The sequence below is a fragment of the Mesorhizobium sp. BAC0120 genome, from assembly GCF_033542235.1.
In the GTDB taxonomy this organism is placed as follows: domain Bacteria; phylum Pseudomonadota; class Alphaproteobacteria; order Rhizobiales; family Rhizobiaceae; genus JAWRCU01.
Genome location: NZ_JAWRCU010000003.1, coordinates 413,426 through 436,811 on the forward strand (window position 1 = coordinate 413,426; position 23,386 = coordinate 436,811).

The 23,386-nt window shown below is 63.2% G+C and carries 21 protein-coding genes; 17 read left to right on the forward strand and 4 right to left on the reverse strand.

What is annotated here, in order from left to right:
- The first annotated feature begins 117 nt into the window (after window positions 1-117).
- From SAZ10_RS08835 to SAZ10_RS08845, 3 genes are read left to right on the forward strand one after another with little or no spacing between them, the layout of a single operon-like run.
- On the forward strand, window positions 118-1,320 hold the full coding sequence (locus tag SAZ10_RS08835; protein WP_318609122.1) for an ABC-three component system protein: 1,203 nt from the start codon (window positions 118-120) through the stop codon (window positions 1,318-1,320).
- Window positions 1,317-1,802, forward strand: a complete 486-nt coding sequence (locus SAZ10_RS08840) for a three component ABC system middle component (protein WP_318608832.1) — start codon at window positions 1,317-1,319, stop codon at window positions 1,800-1,802. The genes SAZ10_RS08835 and SAZ10_RS08840 overlap by 4 nt, the downstream gene beginning before the upstream one ends.
- A complete protein-coding gene (locus SAZ10_RS08845) occupies window positions 1,799-3,736 on the forward strand; it encodes a DUF3732 domain-containing protein (RefSeq protein WP_318608833.1) in 1,938 nt (645 codons plus the stop codon). Before SAZ10_RS08840 ends, SAZ10_RS08845 begins: the two co-directional genes overlap by 4 nt.
- 234 nt (window positions 3,737-3,970) lie before the next feature.
- Here the strand turns inward: SAZ10_RS08845 and SAZ10_RS08850 are convergent, their stop codons facing one another.
- Entirely contained in the window at window positions 3,971-5,245 is a 1,275-nt protein-coding gene (locus SAZ10_RS08850) for a cyclopropane-fatty-acyl-phospholipid synthase family protein (RefSeq protein WP_318608834.1), read from the reverse strand.
- Window positions 5,246-5,706: 461 nt separating this feature from the next.
- Here SAZ10_RS08850 and SAZ10_RS08855 point away from each other — a divergent pair, with 461 nt between their 5' ends.
- Entirely contained in the window at window positions 5,707-6,378 is a 672-nt protein-coding gene (locus SAZ10_RS08855) for an HAD-IA family hydrolase (RefSeq protein ID WP_318608835.1), read from the forward strand.
- Between the two features lie 424 nt (window positions 6,379-6,802).
- Here the strand turns inward: SAZ10_RS08855 and SAZ10_RS08860 are convergent, their stop codons facing one another.
- From SAZ10_RS08860 to SAZ10_RS08870, 3 genes are all read right to left on the reverse strand, one after another.
- Window positions 6,803-8,308, reverse strand: a complete 1,506-nt coding sequence (locus SAZ10_RS08860) for a M81 family metallopeptidase (protein WP_318608836.1) — start codon at window positions 8,306-8,308, stop codon at window positions 6,803-6,805.
- 182 nt (window positions 8,309-8,490) lie between these two features.
- Window positions 8,491-9,288: an IclR family transcriptional regulator gene (locus tag SAZ10_RS08865; protein WP_318608837.1), complete on the reverse strand. Its 798-nt coding sequence runs from the start codon at window positions 9,286-9,288 to the stop codon at window positions 8,491-8,493.
- Between the two features lie 88 nt (window positions 9,289-9,376).
- Complete coding sequence (locus SAZ10_RS08870) at window positions 9,377-10,681, reverse strand: amino acid deaminase (protein ID WP_318608838.1); 1,305 nt, start codon at window positions 10,679-10,681, stop codon at window positions 9,377-9,379.
- A 236-nt stretch (window positions 10,682-10,917) separates the two neighbouring features.
- Here SAZ10_RS08870 and SAZ10_RS08875 point away from each other — a divergent pair, with 236 nt between their 5' ends.
- From SAZ10_RS08875 to SAZ10_RS08935, 13 genes are all read left to right on the forward strand, one after another.
- Window positions 10,918-11,745: an IclR family transcriptional regulator gene (locus tag SAZ10_RS08875; protein ID WP_318608839.1), complete on the forward strand. Its 828-nt coding sequence runs from the start codon at window positions 10,918-10,920 to the stop codon at window positions 11,743-11,745.
- 8 nt (window positions 11,746-11,753) lie between these two features.
- Window positions 11,754-13,253, forward strand: a complete 1,500-nt coding sequence (locus SAZ10_RS08880; RefSeq protein WP_318608840.1) for a M81 family metallopeptidase — start codon at window positions 11,754-11,756, stop codon at window positions 13,251-13,253.
- Window positions 13,250-13,636, forward strand: coding sequence for a RidA family protein (locus SAZ10_RS08885; protein ID WP_318608841.1), 387 nt, complete (start codon window positions 13,250-13,252; stop codon window positions 13,634-13,636). Before SAZ10_RS08880 ends, SAZ10_RS08885 begins: the two co-directional genes overlap by 4 nt.
- A gap of 141 nt (window positions 13,637-13,777) precedes the next feature.
- A complete protein-coding gene (locus tag SAZ10_RS08890; protein WP_318608842.1) occupies window positions 13,778-15,091 on the forward strand; it encodes an aspartate aminotransferase family protein in 1,314 nt (437 codons plus the stop codon).
- A gap of 155 nt (window positions 15,092-15,246) precedes the next feature.
- Entirely contained in the window at window positions 15,247-16,773 is a 1,527-nt protein-coding gene (locus SAZ10_RS08895) for an ABC transporter substrate-binding protein (RefSeq protein ID WP_318608843.1), read from the forward strand.
- Window positions 16,774-16,830: 57 nt separating this feature from the next.
- Window positions 16,831-17,778, forward strand: a complete 948-nt coding sequence (locus tag SAZ10_RS08900) for an ABC transporter permease (protein ID WP_318608844.1) — start codon at window positions 16,831-16,833, stop codon at window positions 17,776-17,778.
- Window positions 17,775-18,662, forward strand: coding sequence for an ABC transporter permease (locus SAZ10_RS08905; protein ID WP_318608845.1), 888 nt, complete (start codon window positions 17,775-17,777; stop codon window positions 18,660-18,662). Before SAZ10_RS08900 ends, SAZ10_RS08905 begins: the two co-directional genes overlap by 4 nt.
- On the forward strand, window positions 18,659-19,639 hold the full coding sequence (locus SAZ10_RS08910) for an ABC transporter ATP-binding protein (protein WP_318608846.1): 981 nt from the start codon (window positions 18,659-18,661) through the stop codon (window positions 19,637-19,639). Before SAZ10_RS08905 ends, SAZ10_RS08910 begins: the two co-directional genes overlap by 4 nt.
- A 44-nt stretch (window positions 19,640-19,683) precedes the next feature.
- The gene (locus SAZ10_RS08915; protein WP_318609123.1) at window positions 19,684-20,475 is read left to right on the forward strand and encodes a dipeptide/oligopeptide/nickel ABC transporter ATP-binding protein; all 792 of its coding nucleotides are present in this window, start codon (window positions 19,684-19,686) and stop codon (window positions 20,473-20,475) included.
- Between the two features lie 10 nt (window positions 20,476-20,485).
- Window positions 20,486-21,247, forward strand: a complete 762-nt coding sequence (locus SAZ10_RS08920) for an SDR family oxidoreductase (protein WP_318608847.1) — start codon at window positions 20,486-20,488, stop codon at window positions 21,245-21,247.
- Between the two features lie 24 nt (window positions 21,248-21,271).
- On the forward strand, window positions 21,272-22,450 hold the full coding sequence (locus SAZ10_RS08925; protein ID WP_318608848.1) for an N-acetylglucosamine-6-phosphate deacetylase: 1,179 nt from the start codon (window positions 21,272-21,274) through the stop codon (window positions 22,448-22,450).
- The gene (locus SAZ10_RS08930) at window positions 22,443-22,901 is read left to right on the forward strand and encodes a hypothetical protein (protein WP_318608849.1); all 459 of its coding nucleotides are present in this window, start codon (window positions 22,443-22,445) and stop codon (window positions 22,899-22,901) included. Before SAZ10_RS08925 ends, SAZ10_RS08930 begins: the two co-directional genes overlap by 8 nt.
- A complete protein-coding gene (locus SAZ10_RS08935; RefSeq protein WP_318608850.1) occupies window positions 22,898-23,386 on the forward strand; it encodes a hypothetical protein in 489 nt (162 codons plus the stop codon). The genes SAZ10_RS08930 and SAZ10_RS08935 overlap by 4 nt, the downstream gene beginning before the upstream one ends.

Consider the following 23,386-nt stretch of genomic DNA (forward strand, 5'->3'; position numbering starts at 1 on the left):
GAGAGTTTAACGGAGAAAATTTCCACAACTTGTAGATACTGGTGGCTTGATTCGGGACCGCAATCCATTTGAATCACAGGCAAACGCTTTGCCTCCCCGAGATCAAAATTGACCAACATGAATGCTCACAGCGCCGACGCCTCAGCCCTGGGGTTTCTCTATCAAGCCCAGTACGCTCTCCTGAGGCTGTGGAACGAGACAAGCCTCGATGCGGTGATCTATCTCGAGACGCTCGACGACGTCGTTCTGGAGGCTAACGGCCAAACGATCCTCGAGCAGCTCAAGCATTCGCTTTCGACGAAGCCGGATGCTATCACCGTGGCGAGCGTCAACCTTTGGAAGACATTGAGGGCTTGGATTGACGTGCTCCCGGACCTGGACCTGTCCAAGACGTCGCTACACCTCGTCACCGTGGCAGATATATCGCCCACCTCTCCACTCAAAGTCCTTCTCGACGAGACTGAAGACCGGGGGAAGCTTCTGATCGCCCTGCAAGAAGAAGCGCAACGCGTCGTACAAGAAAGGGCGGACGCGGAAGCGAATGGGATCAAGCCGCTTCCCCATGCGAAGCGGGCTCCGGGTTGCGAAGCATTTCTCAACCTCTCCAGTGATCAGCAGGCCGAAATCCTTTCCAGGGTTCGATTGATGCCCGGCCAACAGAGCATCCGGCACATCGAGGACGAGCTCGCTAAGAGTCTGACCTCCGTCCTCGCAAAGGATCAGCCCCATGTGGCGGCGCTTATGGTGGAATGGTGGAATCGTCAGATCATTCATGCGCACTGCGGGAAGCGCGACAAGGCCATCCATCGCTTCGAACTTGTGAAGCGACATATGGAGATTGTCGCGGATATCGAACACGACAATCTCGTGGACTATTTTGCCGCGGAACTTCCACCAGAGACCTATCGCTCACATCCCATGGTCGAGAATCAAATTGGCCTAGTGGAAGGCACCAAGACGTGGCTTCAGAGGGCCGTCACTAACGAATGGCGTGCTCGTGAATCGCGGTCGCGGTGGTCCACCGAAAACCCGACCTGGCGGGAGAGAATCTCCAAGTACGACGACCGCCTGGCCGAGGAATGGTCCTACAGGCATTCTGACATGTGCGAAGAGTGCGACGGACAATCCGACGAAGTAAAAAAGACTAAAGGCCGCGAACTACTAAAGTGGAGCTTCTACGAGGCGCCAGATACGATCGAATCCCTCACGTCGAGCGTCACGGCGCCAAGTTATGTCAGGGGCACATATCATGTCCTTTCGATTGACGGTCGAGTGGGTTGGCATCCTGATTATTTCGCGCTTTTAGGTTTCAAGAAATGAACGTTGCCTATGATCTCTTCGCGGAGACTAACCCTGCCTTTGGCACGTTCGGTCTCGTCGGCTTTTGCCGAAAATACGAGGCAGCTTCGGGAAGGTCGCCCGAGCTCGCCCTGGTGTACCTTGCCTTGCCCCTCGCACTCTCCGACGATCTGGAAACGTCTTTCCAGGAGACTGCCGCCACCACCGGCCTCCTGTCATGGCTTAACCGCTATCCCGATGTTCGTCTGGATCTGGGCGCCCGACTTGACGCCTCGAAGGACATCGTCTCCGCCGCGGTGCGGTTTGGCCTTGGCACAAGGGTGCTATCGCTTGGAACGGACGGGACGATCAGGCTCGGCGCCCGGCGACCGTCGGCAGCACCGCTTGCCGATTTACCCGAGAACCCGAAGCGTGCGGTCAAGCGGGCAGAGCGCCTTGGCACCTGGATGGGCAAGGCGGGATCAGCAGGAACAATTTTTTCAGCGTTCGGAGTAACGCCGTGAACCGTTGGAACGTTCGTGAGATTGCATTTTACGGCACCGGAGGAAGGCGCAGGACGCTCGAATTCGACGTCGACAAGGTCAACGTGATCACGGGGGCGTCAGGGACAGGCAAGTCCGCGATCATCGACGCCATCGACTACTGCCTTGGTTCGAAGGACTGCAAGTTACCCTTCTTCGTGCGTAACCACGCCGAAGCGGTAGCCGTTCACTGGACGCAGGGGGACCGCGACCTCATCGTCGGCAGAAAGATTCCGAAGGCGGGAAGCGGCACCAATCAGATGTATGTACGGACAGGCCGAAACCTGAAGCTTCCGGATGCGTCCGAAGGACTCGAGGGTCCGACCAACCGCGACACCGCGCGTGCGTTGATCGAAAAGTCGTTCGGCATTCAAGACACGGACGACCCGGCCGTGGCCGCCAAGGCTGAGAAGGGCCGCGCAACAATCCGTGACATACCGCCCTACCTTTTCCTGTCGGGAGACGTCATCATTAGCAGGGAGACCCTGCTGCACGATCTGAACCGTCCAGAAAAGGCACGGGACATCAGGGCGACCATCCCCTATTTCCTCGGCGCTGTCGATCAGGCGAGCGTTCTCGCCGCCCGGACGCTCCGGCAGCTCGAAGCCGCGCTGGCGAAGATTGAACGGGAGGCCAGAGCGCAGGAGCGGAGTCAGAGTCTTTTGACGCAGCGCTCGATGGCGCTGTTGACCCAGGCGAAAGGTGTCGGCCTAGTCGCCGAACTGCCCTCACCCGATGCATCTGACGAATTCCTCCTCGATCAGCTCGCCAGAGTCGCGGATAGCGGTGTCGCCTCGACCGACACGAGAGATTCCGAGGCTCGCGCGGTTCTGGAGGAAGAGCGGCGAGGGCTTGTTTCCGAATTGCAGACGCTGAGAGGGAAGCGGCAGATGCTCAGGCAGACCATTCGCGAGGCGACGGGCTACGAAACGGCGGTGTCCATGCAATCTCACAAGTTGAGGCTGATCGAGCACCTCAAGCTCGACGACGGACGGTGTCCCGTGTGCGATGCACAGAACAGCGCGGGCCAGGCGATGGCCGAGCAGATCCGCAATTCCTTGAGCATCGTTGCAAACGAGGTCCTTGCGGTCGACGGGATGCGCCCTCGTCTCGACGACCATTCCGAACATATCGAGAATTTGATTGTTTCCAAATACAGCCGCCTGAGGGAGGTCGAGGCGCAGCTCAGCGGGCTCGTCCGGGTGGAGGAAGAGGCGGTAGAGACCGGCTCGCTCCTTCAGGAGAGGGCTCGGGTCGTAGGTCGCATCGATCAGTTCCTTGAGACAACGGCGAAAGACTTCCAGACGGCTTCGCCGGGTACCGCGTCGCTTGTATCCAGGATCGAGGACCTCAGGGATCAGGTCGATCCGGAGGCGCGCAGGGAGCGGCTTCGCGACGCGGAAAACATGGTCAGCGCCTTCGCGACCGAAATGCTTGTTGACCTTCCCACTGAGGTGCCGGCGACGGGTTCACGCGTCGTGTTCTCGTCCACCCCGAACCTTTCGCTGGTGGAGCCATCTCGTCGAGCGGTCCTCGCGATGGCCGAAATCGGTTCTGACCAGAACTACTTGGCGATCCATCTTGCCCTCGCCTTTTCGCTTCAGAAGCTTTTCGAGAGTATCAAGGCGCCCGTCCCCGGCCTTCTGGTCATCGACCAGATCAGCCGCCCCTACTATCCTAAGGGCGGCGACGAGAAGCGGCTGCAAGAGATGGAGAGGGATGACGATCAAGCGGCGATGCAACAGATCGTCCGGTTTTTGTTCGACGAGACTGCACGCCAAGCGGGGCTTCAGGTCATCCTCATCGAACACGCCTACATCGAGGAAGATCCGGAATACGTCGCAGCCGTGAAGGGCCGATGGACGAAAGCGTCGGGAGTAAAGCTCATTCCGTCTGACTGGCCTCTCAGAGGCTGATTGGATAAGCACCCGAGCAACATGAGAAGGTGTAGACCATCAAGGCTTAAGTCGCCCCACCTTCTTTTGATTTTTCAACCCGCTTGCCGCGAGCAACTGCTTTTAGGATTGAAACGCGAACGGCGAACGACCGACATGGAGGCGCGAAGCGGCCATTCGCCATGCGCAAGAAATAAGTCGCTTCCGGGCCGAAAGCAGCCCATCGTTCACCCATCAAAACCTTCATGCAGAGGTTCAACTTGCCGAGCTATAGAGATCGGCCCGACTCGGCGGCAGCGGACTCGGGCCGCGTTTCCGCTTCGTCGCGACGGTCTGGAATATCTGTGCCGAGCCGCGCTCGAAACCGATCGAGCAGGCCGTCAGATAGAGCAGCCACAGCCGTGCTTTCGGCTCGCCGACCTCCGCGATCGCCTCGGGGAAGCGCGCCTTCAGCCGTTCGGCCCATATCAGGCAGGTTCGGGCATAGTGCTCGCGCAGGTTCTCGACGTCGTGCACATAGAAGCCATGCGTCTCGAGATTGCCGACCGTCATGGCGATCGTGTCGACCTCGCCGCCGGGGAAGATGTATTTGACAAGCGCCTGATATTCCGGGCCCTTGCGCAAGGTCTGCCGCCTGCTGCGCTTCGTGCGCCGCGTGATCGCATGATGGAGATAGATTCCGTCAGGCTTCAGCAGACGTTTGACCGCGCCGAAATAGGCGTCGTGATTGGCAATGCCGATATGCTCGAACATGCCGATCGACGAGATCTTGTCGAAGCTGCCGTCGAGCTCCGTGTAGGATTTGATGTCGATCGTGATGCGGCCATCGAGCCCCTCGGCGCGAATGCGCTCGCGCGCAAGCTTCGTCTGCTCTTCCGAGAGCGACACGCCATGGCCGATGATGCCGTAGTTCCTGGCCGCGTAGATCAGCATTGCGCCCCAGCCGCAGCCTATGTCGAGAAGGGTCTCGCCGGGCTTCAGCCTCAGCTTGCGGCAGATATGCTCGAGCTTGTCGGCCTGCGCCTGGTCGATGCCGTTGGCGAAATCGGTGAAATAGCCGCAGCTGTAGACCATGCGCTCGTCGAGGAAGAGCCGGTAGAAATCGTTCGAGATGTCGTAATGGTGCTCGATTGCCACTTTGCTCGAGCCGCTGACGAAGGGATTGTCTCCCGCAAGCTCGTCCACAGCGCTGGCCCTTCGCGCAAAGACAAGTGCCGGCAGATCTCGCGCCAGCTGCAGTTTGGGCAATGCCCGCAGCTTGGACTTCAGCTTGCCTTCGGGACGCAGCGCCACGATGTCGAACAGCGATCCGTCCTCGACGTCGATTGCCCGTGAAACCCAGAGATCGGCGATCGTCGTGAATTTCGGTCGCCGCAGCAGCCGTCGCAGCGCGTCGCTGTCGTTGATCCTGAGCAGCGGCCCGTCCGGCGGACCGATGCGCTCGCCATTCCAGAGGCCGACCGCGAAGCCGGGCTTCACCGTCTCGACGAGAGCGCGGACGATCCTTGCTGCCCGTTCCGCGGCGTCCATAGGCACCCCTCGCGTTGTGCGGCCACAACCCACAATAGCCGCCGAAAGGGCACACGCAAGCTAGTTGAACAGCCTTTGTGACTTTTCTGCACTTGCAGAAACGGCCGAGGCACCCCAAGTTCCGAACGTGTTCAACAAATCGAAAGGAGGTGATCCAATGTCGAGTGATTTCGTTTTCCGTAGCGTGGTCCCGGCGGATTGCCTCAGTGGGGAGCAGCCTCTCTTCTGATCGCATGACGCGCAGTCCCTGACCCAAGGGTCATGGCGGCGGGCGCGCCCACGGACGAAACACGGGCCGCTGCTCGAGAGAGCAGCGGCCTTTGCTTTCAGGCCTTTGCTGCCCGACCGGCTCGAGACAAAGGCGGTGGATTGTCGCGTCGCCCTTCCCAGGCCGGCATTGAACATCTAGGTTCTGCCCGCCTATTCCATTCCTTCCTCATCGCATCCATCAAGGTAGCCTCATGTTCCCAGGCAGAAAATTCGCAGCCTTCCTGTTCGACATGGACGGAACCTTGCTCAACTCGATAGCCGCGGCGGAACGGGTCTGGGCCGCCTGGGCCATGCGGCACGGCCTCGACGTGGCGAGTTTCCTGCCGACGATACACGGCATGCGGGCGATCGAGACGATCACCCGCCTGGCGTTGCCGGGCGTCGATCCAATCCGCGAAGCTAAGGAACTTGCTGCGGCCGAAATTGCGGATGTCGAGGGCGTGGTCCCGATCGCCGGCGTGACGGATTTCCTGGCGTCGCTGCCGGCCAAACGCTGGGCGATCGTCACTTCCTCGCCACGCGAGCTCGCCCTGAAGCGCATGGCGGTCGCCGGCATTCCGATGCCCCACATCCTCGTCACCGGGGAAGACGTGACACGGGGCAAGCCCGCCCCGGATTGCTTCCTGCTTGCCGCTGAGCGGCTCGGCGTCGATGCGAGCGATTGCCTGGCTTTCGAGGATGCTCCGGCAGGCATCGCGGCGGCGAGCGCCTCGGGCGCGGAAGTGGTCGTCATCACCGCCACGCATCAGCATCCGCTCGAAACGCCGCACGCCGCGATCGCAAGCTATGAAGAGGTCCGGGCAATCGCCCGGGAGGACAGCTGGATCGGGTTCGAGCCGATGCTGCTGGCCGAGGCGGGCTAGACGGTTCTGCTTTTGGGTCGATGCGGCCTTTCACCGTTGCCCTCTGAAACGGGGAGGCAGATGGCTAGCATTGCGGTTGATACCGACGATGATAGTTTTTTTACCGTCGGCGCTACCCCTCATCGCCCTGCCGGGCACTTCTCCCCGTAAACGGGGAGAAGGACGCCGGCCGTTTTTTGAAGGCGCCCGTTCTGCATCGTCGGCGATTGGCGAAATCAAAGCGGCAGTCCTCCTTCTCCCCGTTCACGGGGAGAAGATGCCGGCAGGCAGATGAGGGGCAGCGCCAACGGCCAAACCTTAAGCGGCAGGCAATTTCTTTCCCAAAGGTCCAGCGGCCTTGCGGCATGACGCTTGCGTCAGTTCAAGAGCAGAACGCTCCAAACCTCCGCCGCGCTTCCAAGCGGCGCCGCGGCCGCGCCCCCCTCTATGCATTCCCTCCCGGCTGGGACGAATGTGGCCGCCAGTCCTCGAACCTCTCCAGCGGGTAGATCGGCCTCGGCAGCCGCCGCCATGGCAGCGTGAAGACGTCCGACTGGCCGGGCCCGCGCGTATCGGCGCGGATGATTTCGGAGGTGATGGGCGCAAAGAACTGGAAGTTGGACGCGGTCTTGAGCACGGCCATCTTGTAGCCGGTCGGGTCTACTCCCATCGCCTCATAGGCGCTCGGCAAATTGCCGGCTACGCCGCGGAATTCCGTGATGAGCATCGTCACGGGCCCGACCTCGAAGATGACGGCCCGTCCGAAATCCACTTCGCTCTGATGATTGTAGTCGAGCTTGACGACACCGCCCCCGACCTTCTTCACCGTGCCCGTGACCACGAGAGGCTGGAAGAAGGCCGTCGCCGCATCGCCGCCCAGCGGCAGGGTGACCACGGCACCCTCGCCCGCCTCGGCAAGCGCCTTGGCTGTCGTTGGAGAGATCATCGGCACAAGGGCCTTGCCCTTGATCCCAAGCCGCAGCATCGCCTCGAGAATGACATTGCTGTCGCCGGCAGCGCCGCCGAACACGGTGTCGCCTGTGTCGCTGATGACAACCACACCGCGCTGCGCCGCGTCGGCGCGACGTACGGCCTCGTCGACGGAAACGGCCTCGCGAAGCTGGAACTCGTCACGCAGCGACCAGCATAGATCGGCGAGCTCGTCGGCAAGCGTCTCGGCGAGGACCTGATCGCCATCGGTGACCACGACCGTCGACCAGCCGCCCTCGGCGACATCCAGCCACGGCTGCATCGGATAGTTTGACGCCTGCAGAACGCGCGGGTCCTTCTCCATTTCGCGCGCCCGGTCGAACCAGCGTTTCATCGGCCCGTGCGAGGTCAGGAACTGCTCCTGATGCGAGACGAGCGGGATCTTGCGCCAGGCCATGACCGGCCTGAGCTTCTCGCTGATGATGCGCAGCAGAAGCTCCGTGCCGATCACGCCGGTGTCGAAGGTATCGTGCGGTTGCGTGCGATGCCCGACGATCGCGTCGCAATTCTCCACCATCTTACGGGTGACGTTGGCGTGATGGTCGAGCCCGAGCACGATCGGGATGTCCCTGCCGAGCAGGGAACGGCAGAGCGCCACCTGCTCGCCCTCGACATCGTCGATGCCCTCGGCCGAGCACGCGCCGTGAAGCTGCAGCGCAAGGCCATCGATCCTGCCCGCTGCAGCCAACCCATCCCTGATCTTCTGCTGGAAAAAGTCGAAAGCTTCGCGCGTTATGCGCCCGCCAGCCACCGCGAAGGCGCGGATGATCGGTACGGACTCCACCTCAAGCCCGCTATCCGATACCGCCTGGAGGTGACCGCCGATCTGTCCATAGTTGCGCAGCTTTTCAAAGATCTCGGCGCCTTCGAAAATGCCGAATGAGCGGTAGTCATTCAGCGTGGTCGGCACCGGATTGAAATCGTTGGTCTCTTGCGCGATATGTATAAGGGCGATACGCACGTAGTTCTCCGGTTTATCCTTATTCTTCGGGCGAATTGTTATAATGAAATATTTATATCTATATTTATTTGCATTGGCGAATTTACTATCATAATACTCCGCAATATTCCAGGACGCTATTGAGCCCTCAACCGCGTGTCAAGAAGACGAAGTTCCATCTGAAGAAACAACGCGCGGGCAGCTCAAGCATTCATATGAGCGGACGCCGGCGGCGCTCTTTGAATGCAGAATGAAATGCGCGATGCGGCGTCTTTCAGCGCTTCTGCCGCCTCGGTGGTCATTGATGGCCGCATGCGGTTTTCCGGGGCCGACAGGCTCATCGCCGCGACCGGGTAGCCCGTGCCGTCCAGGATCGGCACGCCGATGCACATCAGGCCGTCCTCGTTCTCGCCGATCTCGATGGCATAACCGCGCCGACGGATATCGTCGACCTGCCGGCGAAAGCTGCGGCCATCGGTCAAGGTCTTGAGGGTCATGGCCGGCAGCTCGCTCTCGCAGATCGGGTCCACCGCCTCCTTAGGGAGATAGGCCGCCATCGCCTTGCCCAGCGATGTCGAATGCACGGGGTGGCGATGCCCAACCTTTGCCTGCATGCGCACTGGCCGGCCAGTACCGAGGATATCGATATAGACGACCTCACTCTCGGAAAGGACGGCGAGATTGACGGTCTCGTGAAAGGTCTCGGCCAGCTTCTGCATCTCGGGCCGGGCAACGTCGCGCAAGCCCTGCAGGCTTCGATCTACCCGCGCCAGGTCACGGAAGCGAGGCCCGGCGCTGTAGCGGTCGCGCTGCACATCATGATAGAGGAACGACGCAGCAGAAAGGGTCTGCAGGTAGCGGAAGACCGTGGTCTTCGGCAGCTTCAATTCCTGCACGGTCTCGGTGAGCGTCACATCCCGCCCCTGCCGTGTCACATATTCGAGGACCTGCAAGGCCTTCACCACGGGCTGAACAAGATAGTCGTCGCCAACCTTTCGCATCGGCATGCCTTTCCTTGTCACGATCGCGCCCGCCGCCGATGCGGCCGCGCGATTCCCCGATTCACTTCCCCCTCACTGTCGCAGCCGCCTAGAAATACGTTTTCAAGGCTCCCGTTACGCGATACGCCTCATCGACCAGAAACAGCAGCGACCACCTGTCGAAGGTCGTGCAGGGATGGCCGATGCCAAAGCCGACGAGATCGCCGAATTCGAGCGGGCTGTCGGGCGGCAGCACCATGTGACAGTGCTGGTCGTTGAGCGCCACGACCTCGTGTCCCGCCGGCATGGGCTGCGGCTTTTCCATCCCTGATCCCGGCCTGTACCAGCCAAGTGGCACCGGCAGCCCGGCATCGAAGCCGACATCGCGCTTGCCCATGGTCAGCATCGCCCGCCCGCGCTCCGGCCGCGATTGAACCGAGGCCCAGACTTCGAGGGCGGGCTTCAATCCGCCGGCGGGCAAGTTGAGCGTCGTCTCTGCCTGGATGCGCTCGAAGGCCTTGGCGTACCCAATGGAATCATGTGTCAGGTAACAACCCGAGCGCAGCACTCGCAGCACCGGTCCTGAGAAGGACACCCGATCGAAGCGTTCGCCGACACGATCGAAGAAGGCCGAACCGCCGGCGCTGATGACCACCGGCGAACCTGCAGGGAAGAGGCCCTCCTCGATCGCGATGCGGGCAAGCTCGGCAACATCGTCGATAAGGCCGTCGGCCGCCTGCGGCGTCGGCAACACGCCTTCGAAGCATTCGAACCCTGCCAGCCTCAGGCCCGGCGTTTCGGCGACACGCTCGGCGAGCGCCAGCGCGCCGGCCCGGCTGCGGGTCCCTGTGCGGCCGCCCTCGAAGCCGATCTCGACCAGAATGCGCAGCGGATTGGCGGACGGCGGCGGGTTGCGCCGGGCGGCTTCCGCAAGGAAGGCCAAACCCGCTTCGCTGTCGGCAAGACAGTAGAGCTCGAATGCCTCGTCCTCACGCAGCGCGCGCATGCAGGCATCGACGGCAAGCCGCCCGACCGGCTGATTGGCGAACAGCACACGCTTCACGCCGTATCGCCGGCAGACCTGCATCTGCTGGACCGTTGCAACCGTGATGGCCCAAGCGCCATCGGCGATCTGCAGGTCGAACAGCCGCGGCGACATGGTGGTCTTGCCATGCGGCGCGATCAAGAGCCCGTTGGCGGCGGTGAAGTCGCGCATCCACGCGCTGTTGGCCAGTAGCACCTGCTCGCGGATGACGGCAGCCGGCATCGGAATATCGCCGTCGAGCAGGCTCCACCCCTGCTTGCCGACATCGCCGATCCGCATCGAAGAAACTCCGAACGGCAAGCCCTTGGTCAGCGAATCGAGCCGCTCAGCGTCGAGGGCCGCCATATCGAGGCGTGGAATCAAAGTCATGAGTTGGGGTCCCCTCCCCGATTGTTTCGCAGGCTGTCGGGCGTAATCCATATTGTAGGATGGCACCCTACCAATGCCCGGAAATTAACGAGCATGATCGCAACTTTGTCAATCGCAGATCACGCGAACCAGATAAAATTTGGGCGAAATCTCTTGCATTTTGCGCGTTATCAGATTTCAGTGTCGCATCAGAAACACAACTTCCCATTGTTCCATATTATAGAACACACCCGAGAATGAAGAGACCCGCAGCGGCTCACGGACAACGAAAACCCGACCCGGTTCCGGAGGCCCGCATCCAATCGATCGGCCGTGCGAAGGCGCTGCTGGACACGATGGCGCATGGCGGGTGGGTATCGCTGCGCGTGCTTGCGACGCAGACGGGTCTGGCCAAGACCACGGCCTTCAACCTGGTCAGCGCGCTGGTAGATGTCGGCCTCGCCGAGCATGACGGCGCGGCCGGGAACTATCGGCTGAGCCTGCAGCACATCGTCTACGGCAAGGCCGTGGAGCGGCGCCTCGACGTCGCGGCGATTGCCAGGCTGCATCTCATGCGCCTTTGCGTGACGACCTCCGAGACCGTCAATCTCGCCATACCCGGCCCCACCGATGCGGTGATCGTGGAGAGCCTGGAGGGCAGCCAGTCGCTTCGCGTCACCTCCTATTCCGGCACGCGCGCATCCTATCATTCGACCGCCTGCGGACGGGCGCTGCTCGCCCATCAGCCGATCGAATTCCGCAACGCCATCTACAGCCTTGGGCCGCTGCTGCCTGCGACGCATCGCACGGTGACGGATCCGCAATCGCTCGAGATGGTGCTGCAACAGTGCCGCGAGATCGGGTGGACGACCGAATACGAAGAGAATGAGATCGGCGGTGCCTGCGTCGCCGCGCCGATCTTCGGCCTCAACGGTGAAGCGGTCGCCTCGGTGAGCATAGCGGGGCCGTCTGCACGGTTCGATCCCGAAGCCATGGCGAGGCTGGGCAAGCTGCTCGTCGCGAACCTCGCCCTCGTCACCAAAGACCTCAAACTGGCTGCTGGTGCCATCCCGGGAGCACGATAGGCGAAGCAATGAAGAAACATCGCATCCTCCTTGCCGGGATATTTCACGAGACGCACTCCTTCGTGGAGGAGCTCACCTCCTTCAACGACTTCACCATCAAGCGCGGCGCCGAGATCCTGGAGCGAACGGGTGACGGGTCCACCATTTCCGGCTTCCTCGAAGTCGCCGAGGCGGAGGGCTGGGAAGTCGTCCCGGTCGCCGACTATGCGGCCATGCCATCGGGAACTGTCGACCATGCCGTCTTCGAGCAGTTCAGCAACGAGCTGGACACGAGCCTGCGCGAGGCGCTGGCGGATGGCGGCCTCGAAGGCATCTGGCTTTCCCTTCACGGAGCCATGGTCACCACCCGATCCGTCGATCCGGAAGGCGATCTGCTTGCGGCGATCCGTGGGGTTCCCGGCGCCGAGACGCTGCCGCTCTTTGCGGTCTTCGACCTCCACGCCAATTTCACAGACAAGATGGCCAGCCACGCAAACGGCCTGGTGGGCTATCGCGAAAACCCGCACATCGATTCCAGGGATTCGGCGGTGCGGTCGGCGCAGATGCTGGCACGTGCGCTGAAAGAGGGCGCAAGACCGCGGGTGCTCGCCCGCAACGCGCCCATCATATGGGCGCCACCCGGGACGGGAACGGCCGACCGGCCGATGCGCGATCTGGAACAGCTGGCGCGCCGGATAGAGGCGCAGAACCCGGAGATCTGGGAGGCCAGCGTCATCGCCGGCTACTCCTTTTCCGACGTCCCTCAGGCCGGGGTAGCCTTCTGCGTCACCACCACCGGCAGCGAGCGGGATGCCGGCCGCGCCCTCGACGAGCTCGAACGGCTTGCGATCGAGCTGCGCGAATTCGGCCGGCCCCAGGAATGGGATCTCGACGATGCCCTTTCGGAGATCGGCAAGAAGCGCGGCGGCCCCTACATCGTAGTCGAGCCCGCCGACAATATCGGCGGGGGAGCGCCAGGCGACGACACCGCGGTGCTGCGGGGCTTCCTCAGGCATGGCTTCACCAACAGCGCCGTGATCATCGCCGACAGCGCAGCCGTGGCGGCGCTGGCGGACGCCCGGCCGGGCGACAAGCGCAGGCTCAGCATCGGCGGAAAAGGCAGCCGCCTCGGCGTGGGTCCGCTCGAGGCCGAGGTCGAGTTCGTCAGCCGCAGCGACGGCGCCTTCACGCTGGAAGACCGCAACAGCCACATGGTTGCCTCTCGGGGAATCCATATCGAGATGGGACCCTCGGCCGTCGTGCGGCTGGAGGGGGTCACCATCCTGCTCACCAGCCTGAAGACCCCGCCGAACGATCTCGGGCAGTTTCGCTCGCAAGGAATAGTCCCGGAGAAGCTGTTCGCCATCGGCGTCAAGGCCGCCGTCGCGCATCGGCGCGCCTATGATCCGATCGCGGCGGGAAGCTACACGGTGAGCACGCCGGGACCCTGCACAAGCGAGCTCGTTACCCTCCCCTATCGCCGGCTGCGCCAGCCGGTATTCCCAATCAGCCACGAGAGGAAGCAATGAAGATCGAATATCCAAGCGCGCCCGAGACGCCGCGGTCCCATCTGCCGTTCAGTCCGGCCACGCGCGTCGGCAACCTTATCTTCGTTTCCGGCCAGGCCTCCGTGGATGCCACCGGCAAGATCGTCTCGGACAGCTTCGAAGGCGAGGTGCGCCGCTCGATCGAGAACCTCCGCAAGGTGCTGGAATCGGCAGGCAGCGACCTCGCCCATGTCGTGCAGACGCGCAACTATGTCCGCGACGACAGCGACCTCGCCGAGTTCAACCGCATCTATCCCGAATATTTCAAGCCTCCCTATCCGGCGCGGACCACGCTGACGCGCTGCCTCGGAGGACTGCTCTATGAGATCGACTGCATCGCCGTGGTCAAGGACAGCGTCGGCTGAGAACGAGCGAGCCTACGATGCCGATCAGTTTTCCGTCTGGCGAAACTCGCTGCCATTTACAAGCGGACAGGGCTGGTGCCTGCTGTCGTAACTACGAGCAGGAGTAAGGCATTGTCCGTTTCATCAACCGCCGAAAATTCGTTGACAGAACCGAGGACCTTTCTGTCCTTCGACAAGTCAGCGGAGACCATCAAGTACAATTCGCGCTGGATGTCCGGTGGCGTCAACAGCAATTTCCGCCTGAACATTTCTCCGACCCCGCTCGTCTTCGAACGCGGCGAAGGCCCGTATCTCTACGACGTCGATGGCAACAAGCTGATCGACTACTACCTCGGCATGGGGCCGATGATCCTCGGGCACAACCCCAAGCCGCTGGCCGACGCGGTCAAGGCCCAGATCGAGCACGGCATCCTTTTCGCTGGCCAGACGGCGGTGGAGGCCGAAGCGGCGCGGCTCGTCTGCGAGATGGTGCCTTCGGCCGAGCGCATGCGGTTTGGCAGCTCGGGATCGGAGGTCGACCAGGCGGCTTTGCGCGTGGCGCGCGCGGCGACCGGTCGCCAGAAGGTGATCAAGTTCGAGGGCCACTATCACGGCTGGTTTGACAATGTGCTGTGGTCGACGGCGCCGTCGCTGGACGCCGCAGGGCCGTATGAGGCTCCGAATGCCGTCGCCGGCAGCAAGGGGCAGATCGGCGATGCGCCGGTCGTGCTTCCCTGGAACGACCTGGAGCTGCTGACGAAGCGTCTCGCCGCCGGTGACATCGCGGCCGTCATCATGGAGGCGGCCATGTGCAATGCGGGCGCCGTGCATCCTGCCCCAGGCTATCTCGAGGGCGTGCGCGAAGCCTGCACGCGCTACGGCACGATCCTGATCTTCGACGAGGTCATTACCGGTTTCCGGCTGGCGCCTGGCGGTGCCCAGGAGCGCTTCGGCGTCACCCCCGACATCTCGACTTTCGGCAAGGCGATCGCCAACGGCTTCCCGGTGGCGGCGATCGCTGGCCGCGCGGACCTGCTCGACCTGTTCTCGACGGGCGGCGTGGTGCATGGCGGCACTTACAATGCGCAACCGATCGCAATGGCCGCCACTGTCGCTACGCTCAAATCGCTTCAACCTTCGCTTTACGCCGCGATCGAAAAGACGGGCACGCGCCTGATGAGCGGCATGCGCGAGATCTTCGCCCGGGCCGGCGTGAAGGCAAGCGTGGAAGGCTTCCCGCAGGTCTTCCACATCGCGTTCGGCCTGGATGAGCCGGCCAGGAACTACCGCGATCTCGCCCGCATGAACCGGCAGGCCTACGTGGCTTTCACCACGGCGTTGCTGCGCCGCGGCGTGCGGGCGCTGGAGCGGGGCGCCTGGTTCATGTCGATCGAGCACACTGATGACGTGATCGAGAAGACGCTGGAGGCGGTCGAGGGGGCCACCCGACAGATCAGGGCCGACGGCGTGCTCTAGCGAGCCCGGCGCAGCCGTTTGCATGGCATCCCGGGGGGGGGGGCCGCAGCGTCAACGGCCGTCCGACGCGTGAGGGGAACGACAGGTGAGTGCCAGCTGGTCTGGCGATGAGTATGGCGCTGCGGCGCCGGGATCAAGGGGAGAAAGTCTTGTCGATGAGAATAGGAAATCTGGGCCGACGTTTCGGTCTGATGGCAGCCATGGCCACGCTGGCGGTCGGCGCAACGCAGGACCTTGCGCAGGCGACATCGCCGCGCGCAGCCGAGAACAAGATGGTGCTGGTAGCCCGGCAGGATCCCGGCACGCTCGACTACGTGAAAAGCAACCTGACTGCGCTTCGCCTCTGGATCCCGGCCAATGTGGTCGAGCCGCTGATCTACTTCAACAAGGATGGGAGCGTGTCGCCGGGCGTGGCCGAATCCTGGGAGATCAGCGAGGACAAGCGCGTCTACACCTTCACCATCCGACAGGCAAAGTTCTCCGACGGTTCGCCGGTGACGACCGACGACGTCGTCTATTCTTTGGAGACGATGAGCAAGAGCCCCGTGGTGCAGAACGCGGCAGCCTATGCCGCCGTGACCTCGATCGAGAAACTCGATGACCGCAAGGTACGTGTCACCCTGTCGCGCCCAAGCCAAGGTTTCTGGGCGGGCATGGGCAGTGTTTCCGGCCTCATCCAGCCCAAGGCCGCGGCCGGCGGCATCGCCACCAATCCGATCGGCACCGGGCCGTATAAGCTGGTCAGCTACACCACCAACAGCTCGCTCGAGTTCACGGCCAACGAGAACTATTGGGGCGAGGCGCCGGCGGTGAAGAATGTGAGCGTGCGCATCATAACCGACGGCACGGCGGGCCTGAACGCGATGGAAGCGGGCGAAGTCGATTCGCTTCCCGTGATCACCATCGATCTGTGGGAACAGCTGATGCGCCGCGGTCTCGACAAGAAGTTCTCGCTCGTCACCTACCCGCAGATCGGCGAGCCGACCTATGCCGTGGTCAACCAGAAGCTCGATCCGGAGCTGCGTCAGACCATCGCCCGCACACTCGACCGGCAGCAGTATAATGACGCGTTCGGAGCTTCGTGGGGTGCACAGAACACCTGCACCTTCGCATTGCCGAACCAGCCCTGGTACTCGCCCGCCAATGAGGAAACCTGCCCCTATCCCTTCGACATGGAAGGAGCGATGGCGACCGTCGCCGAAAAGGGCTACGGCTCCAAGCCGCTCGAATACGCATCCCTGAGCGATGTGCCCGACCTGCTGCTGCCGGCCGACATCATGGTGCCGACCTTGCAGGCGGCCGGCTTCAACATCACGCGCAATGCCATGGATCTGGCCCGCTATGCCCAGACCATCTTCCAGGGTCGCCCGCCGCAGTTCGACGTGACGGTCATGTCCGGCGACGCCGGCCCCGACCAGTTCGTCTGCCCGGACGAGAGCAAGGCCGGCTGGAGCACTTATTGCAGCGCGGAGTATACCAAGGCGATCGCCGATGCGGACCAGGCACTGACGCAAGAGGACTATGTGGCGAAGATGAAGGAGGCGGCCGCGATCCTGCGCAAGGACGCAGTGATCATTCCGCTCATCGCCAAGAACGGCGTCGGCCTGTTCGATCCCGACCTGAAGGGCTTCCGAGAGCCGCGCGTAGCGGTTGCGATCGAACTCGCGCCCCTGCACTGGTAAGTTGACAATGTGGCGGCCGCAGGAGCGCCGGCGGCCGCCACCCGACCGAGGCAAAAGATGGCGATCTATGCGTTCCGCAAACTGGCCTTCTTCATCGGCGCGCTCATCGTTGCCTCGCTAGCCATTTTCCTGCTGATCCGCGCCGCCGGCGGCAATGTCGCAGCGGTCGTGCTGGGCAAGGACGCCAGCGCGGAAGCCATAAATGCGCTCGCGCATCAGTACGGCCTCGATCGCCCTATCGCCATCCAATATCTCGACTGGATCACCGGCATGCTGAGTGGCGATCTCGGCCGATCTTTCCGAACCAATGAGAGCGTCGCGGATTTGGTGACCACAAGGCTGTCGGTCTCGATTCCGCTCGCCCTTTCCGGGCTGCTGCTCGGCCTGGTCATCGCCGTTCCGCTCGGCACCTACGCGGCCCGCAATGTCGGCCGGCCGTCCGGGACGGTGCTGGCGCTGATCAGCCAGGTCGGGGTGGCGGTGCCGGCGTTCTGGGCCGGCATCCTGCTGTCGCTGCTGTTCGGCGTGCATCTCGGCTGGCTGCCGACAGGAGGCTGGACGCCGTGGTCGACCAGCTTTACCGGCGCGGTCCGCTCACTCGTTTTGCCTGTCCTGTCGCTTGGCATCATCATGGCTGCCGTGATGATCCGCTATGTCCGTTCCGCCGTGCTCGACGTGATGAACCAGGACTATGTGCGCACGGCGCGCGCCGTCGGCATGACACGTACGCAGGCGCTGCTGCGGGTGGGGCTGCGCAACGCGCTGCTGCCCATCATTACCGTGATCGGTCTGCAGATCGCCGAGCTGATCGGCGGCACGGTGATCATCGAGACCGTGTTTTCCCTGCCCGGGCTCAGCCGCATGATCCTCGCCAACGTCGCTGCCCGGGAGGTCATCGTGGTGCAGTCCACCGTCATGCTGATCATCGTCTTCGTGATCACCGTCAATCTGATCGTGGACCTGCTCTACGGCTTCCTCGATCCGCGCGTCAGGGCAAGCGCATGAGCAACATCGGACTGCAGCATTCCGCGCCCTCCGCTTCGACGCCCGCCAAGGCGCCGAGGCGCGGCACCTGGAACATGTCACTGGTCATCGGCATCGGGCTGACGGTTGGGTTCCTCGTCATCGCCATCGTCTCGTTCTTCTATCTTCCGTCGAACCCGAATATCCCCAACATCCGCTTCAGGCTGCTGCCGGCGGGATCGCCAGGCCATCTTCTGGGAACTGACGTTCTCGGCCGCGACATCGTCTCTCAGCTCATGGTGGGCGCGCGCACGTCTATCCTCGTCGGCGCGGGCGGCGCCACGATCAGCCTGCTGCTCGGAACCATCACCGGACTGATCGCGGCGGCTTACGGCAAAATCGCCGACGAGGCGATCAGCCGCAGCGCCGACATCATGCTATCGATCCCAGGCATGGTCACCGCACTTGTGCTGGCTGCGACGATGGGGCCGGGCGCTCTCACCACGATCTTCGCGCTCACCGCATTCTTCACGCCGTCCTTCACGCGCGTCATCCGCTCGGCCGCGATGAGCGTGCTGCAGGAGGACTTCATCACCGCGGCGAAGCTTTACGGACGCGGCAGGGTCTTCATCCTCGCCCGCCACGTCCTGCCCAATATTGCCGGGGTCATGATCGTCCAGTTCACACTCTATTTCGCGGCCGGCATCCTGACCGAGGCCGGACTGTCCTATCTCGGCGTCGGGGTGACGAGGCCTTCGATTTCCTGGGGGCTGATGCTCAATGAGGCCCAGCAGTCGGTCGGCATCTCCTCGCCGCTTGCCATATGGCCGGGTCTCGCCATCGTCTTCGTCGTGCTGGGGCTGAACCTGCTCGGCGACGGCCTGCGGGACGTGCTCGATCCGAAGCTCAAGCCGAGGGCGGCATGATGGCGCGTCCCGCCCTCGACGTTCGCGATCTTGTCGTCGGCAACGGAACGCTCACCGCGGTCCGCGGTGTCTCCTTCACCGTTCCGGCTGGCGGACGCATGGGACTGGTTGGCGAATCCGGCTCAGGCAAGTCGATGACGGCGCTCGCGCTGATGGGACTTCTGCCGATGGGCTGGAACGCGGCCGGCAGCGTGCTGCATGACGGCGTCGACCTTGTCCAGCAATCCGACCGGGCGATGTCGGCACGGCGCGGCCGTACGCTGTCGATGGTGTTCCAGGACCCGCTCTCGGCGCTCGATCCGGTGCGGCGCGTCGGCCATCAGATCACCTCGGTGATCCGGCGGCATACGGACGCCGACAGGCGCGAGGCCGAGCGGCGCGCGCTGGAACTCATCAACCAGATGAAGCTGCCGCGCGGCGAGCAGATCCTGCGCGCCTATCCGCATGAGCTTTCCGGCGGGCAGCGGCAGCGCATCATGATCGCCATGGCGCTCGCCTGCTATCCGCAGCTGATCATCGCGGACGAGCCAACAACGGCGCTCGATGTGACCGTGCAGAAGCAGGTCTTGCGCCTGCTCAACGGCGCGGTGAAGGAGCGAGGCTGCGCGCTGCTGATGATCACGCACGACCTGCCTGTCATCGCAGCCATGTGCGACACGGTGGCGGTCATGTATGCCGGCCGTATCGTCGAAATGGGGCCGGTCGCAGAGGTGTTCCGTTCGCCTCGCCATCACTACACACGCGGCCTGCTCGACTCGCAGCCGACCATGGACAACATCGCCCTGGACGGCTCTTCGCGGCTCGCCTCGATTCCCGGCATGGTGCCGCCTTTGCACGACCTGCCTGCCGGATGCGCGTTCCATCCCCGTTGCAACGCCGCCACCGACACATGCCGGATGCGCATGCCCGAGCTCGTCGGCGACAACGCCGCCTGCTGGAACCCGGTTGCGGCGCTGGCCGAGTTGTCCGCGCCATGAACGCCTCCGCCAGTTTGTCCGTCCTATCGGCGCCGCTCCTGGAGATGCGGCAGGTGACGCAGACATATGCCTTGCGGCGCCAGTCGCTTTTTGGGGCCCGCCCGTCGCTGAAGGTGCTGGATCACGTCGATCTCGACGTCCGCCCCGGGGAAGCGGTTGGGCTGGTGGGTGAATCCGGCTCGGGCAAGACCACGCTCACTCGCATCCTGACCGGGTCCGAGCGTCCGCAATCCGGCAATGTCTTGTTCGACGGATTCGACGTCTGGTCGGCAGATCGCGAAAAACGGCGGCATTTCCGTCGCTCCGTCCAGATCGTGCTCCAGAACCCCCGCTCATCACTCGACCCGCGCATGCGCGTGGGCACGTCGCTGCTCGAGCCGCTACGCAGCCTGCAGATCGACTGCGACCACGCCGCGCGCGTGATCGAGGTCCTCGACCAGGTCGGCCTGGGCCGCAACGCGATCGAGCGATATCCGCATGAGTTCTCCGGGGGGCAGCTGCAGCGGATCGCCATTGCCCGGGCCTTGATGCCGGGGCCCAAGGTGCTTATCGCGGACGAGCCGGTTTCGGCGCTCGACGTCTCCATTCAGGCGCAGGTGCTCAACCTGCTCAAGGACCTCGTCAGGAATCTCGGCCTCAGCCTGGTCTTCATCGCCCACGACCTTTCGGTCGTCGCCTATGCGACCAGCCGGGTGTTCGTGATGTCGTCTGGCAAGATCGTCGAGGTCGGGCGGCCGCTGGACCTCTTCACCAAGCCGCAGGCCGAGGCGACCAGGAATCTCGTCGGCGCCGTGCTCAGCGTCGAAGGCGGGCTCGCCGGAACCGCGCTGGATTAGGAACGATCCGATGACGAAGCCTTGCGTCTGTATTTCCGGATCCACCCAGGGGATCGGCTTCGCCATTGCGGAAGCCTTTGCGCGCACGGGCGCGCGCCTGGTCATCAATTCGCATGTGCCGGATCGCACCGCGCGGGAACAGCTCTCCGGGCTGACCGAGTGCCATTTCGTTCAGGCCGATCTCTCCACGGTCGAGGGCGCGCGCGGCTTCGTTGCCGAGGCGCATAAGCGGCTCGGCAGACTGGACACGCTCGTCAACAACGCAGGCACGTTTTGCGATGCGGATTTTGAGGAGCTGAGCGAAACCATCTTCGACCGCACCTTCAATCTCAACGTCCGTGGTTACCTCTTCGCTGCGCAGGCTTTCGTGCGGCACCTTTCGCCAGGCCAGGAGAACGCCAGCATCATCTGCGTGGGCTCGACCAACTCGCTGGCGGCGGAGAAAAACAGCGTCGTCTATGACGCCTCGAAAGGCGCCGTACTGATGCTGATCCGCTCGATGGCTGTGACGCTGGCACCGCGCGGGGTCAGGGTGAATGGCCTCGGGCCGGGCATCATCGACACGCCCCTCACCCGCGCTGGCCTCGATAGAGCAGGGGTTCGGCCGGGCTTGGCCAAGCAGATCCCGCTCGGCCGCATTGGCGAGGCGAACGACATCGGCACGGCGGCCGTGTTCCTCGCCTCCGAAGGCGCACGCTACGTGACGGGACAGATGCTCTACGTCGACGGCGGCGTGCTCGCCAACCAGATGACCTGGCCTGCCGCCGGATGAACCCGAAATCCTCTAGGACACACAATGCCCGTGAAGCAGAGATGGTCGAACATCACCGTGGTGACACCAACCGGACAAATCGCCAGCGACCTGTTGATCGCAGGCGACCGGTTTGCGGGTTTCGTGCCGGCTGGCGCGGAAATCGGTGACAACTGGCAGCGGATCGACGGCGCCGGCGGCATCCTCTTCCCCGGCATCATCGACGTTTTGCAGCACGGCTTCGGCAACCACCTCTACAACGATACCGAGCCCGGAGCAGTGGACGAGAATTCCCGGCGGCTGCTGAGGCACGGCGTGACCGGCTTCCTGCCGTCGATCAGCTGCCTGCCGCCTGCCTCGATGGAAGGCGTGCTGTCGCGCCTTGCGGCACAGTGTGAGAGCGCCGGTGGCGCCCGCGCGCTCGGCGTCCACAGCGAAGGGCCGTGCTTCGGCTCGCCGGGCGCGCATAATCCCGAGAACATCGTCCCGCCGAGCCTCGAATTGGCAAAGCGGATGCTCGCAGCGACCGGGGGAAGGCTGAAGGCCGTGACCCTCGCGCCGGAGCGGGAGGGCGCGGAAGAGTTCATCGACGTGCTCAAGGCGGCAGGCGTTTCCATCCATCTCGGCCATAGCCTGGCGCGCCCCGAGCACATTCCCCGCTACGTTTCCTGGGGCATCGATGCGGTCACGCATATGTACAATGTGATGCCCACCTATCCGCCGCGCGGCATGGGCATGCACGTCATGTCGCTGACCGACGCCCTGCTTGCGGAACCGGGCCTGGCGCTGGGCCTTGTCGCAGACGGCATCCATGTGGAGCCGCAAATGGTCCGCTTGCTCGCACAGCTTTCACCGGATCGCGTGTTCCTGGAGACGGATGCGATGAAATATGCCGGCACGCCCGGCGCCGAATTCGAGTTCTACCCCGGTTATTGGGTGACCAGCGCACCCGGCAAGGCGGTGCGCGACAGGCAGGGCGGGCTGTGCGGGTCATCGCTCGCACCGGATGAGGCCATGCGCAACTACCTCCGGTTTTCGGGACGGGACCTCGTGCAGGTGGCGCATGCGACCAGCCTGGTGCCGGCGCGTGTGCTCGGCATGGAGAACGAGATCGGCAGCATTGCCAGGGGCAGGATGGCCGATTTCGCCTTGCTCGATGCCGCGACGCTCGAAATCAGGGCAACTTATGTCGGCGGCAAATGCTTGTGGGGGCGCCATGAGTGAACCAGCAAAAGCTCTTCGTTACGAGGAAGGCGGCAATGTCCACCTCGATTTCCACGGCGCCACCAATACGACCATAGATTTCATCATCGCCAGATATGGCGTGGCGACCATGGACCAGATCTTCGCCAAGGTGGGTCGTGACGTCTATGCCAGCATCCGCCGCGATCTGCTCGCCGGCGATACCGCGCAACTGCTTCGCCATTGGCAGCATTTCTTCGACCGGGAAGGCGCCGACTACGACATCGCGGTCGGCGAGGACGAGATCGTGCTCACGGTGCGCAGATGCACGGCCTGGCACCATGTGAAGAAGCTCGTCGGCTCGGTGTCGCCGCATTTCTGTGACCAGACCATCCGCACGAACGAGGCGATGGCGCAAGGATCCCCCTTCTCTATCGACACGGAGATCACCGGCGAGGGCTCCTGCCGTCAGGTCATCAGGAGGCGCGCGTGATCCCCAGCGATCATTTCACCCGCTTCTACAACGAGGTCTTCAAATTCCTCGAAGCGCAGGGCGAGCAAGCCTTGCAGGACTACTTCCTCGAGATCTCGAAGAACCAGGAGAAGCACATACTGGCCCTTATTGAGAGCAGAGGGCTGGAGGGCATGTACGAGTACTGGTCGCATATCCGCGACGAGGAGAACTGCGACATGGACCTCGATGTGAACGAGGATCGGCTGGAACTGAGGATGAACCTTTGCCCGAGCCTCAGCAAGGTGATGGACAACGATGCCGAGCCGATGGGCCGCTATTGCGACCACTGCGCGGGCTGGATCGGCCCGATCATGGACAAGACCGGCTATCACCTGGTCTATGACGTCATCGACCGCAGCAAGCCGCAATGCGTGACCCGAATCTTCAGGGATGCCGAGAAGGCGCGCGCGGCGGAGAAGGACGCGAAGCTATTGATGGGCTGGCCCGGCCGCAAGAGTAGCTGA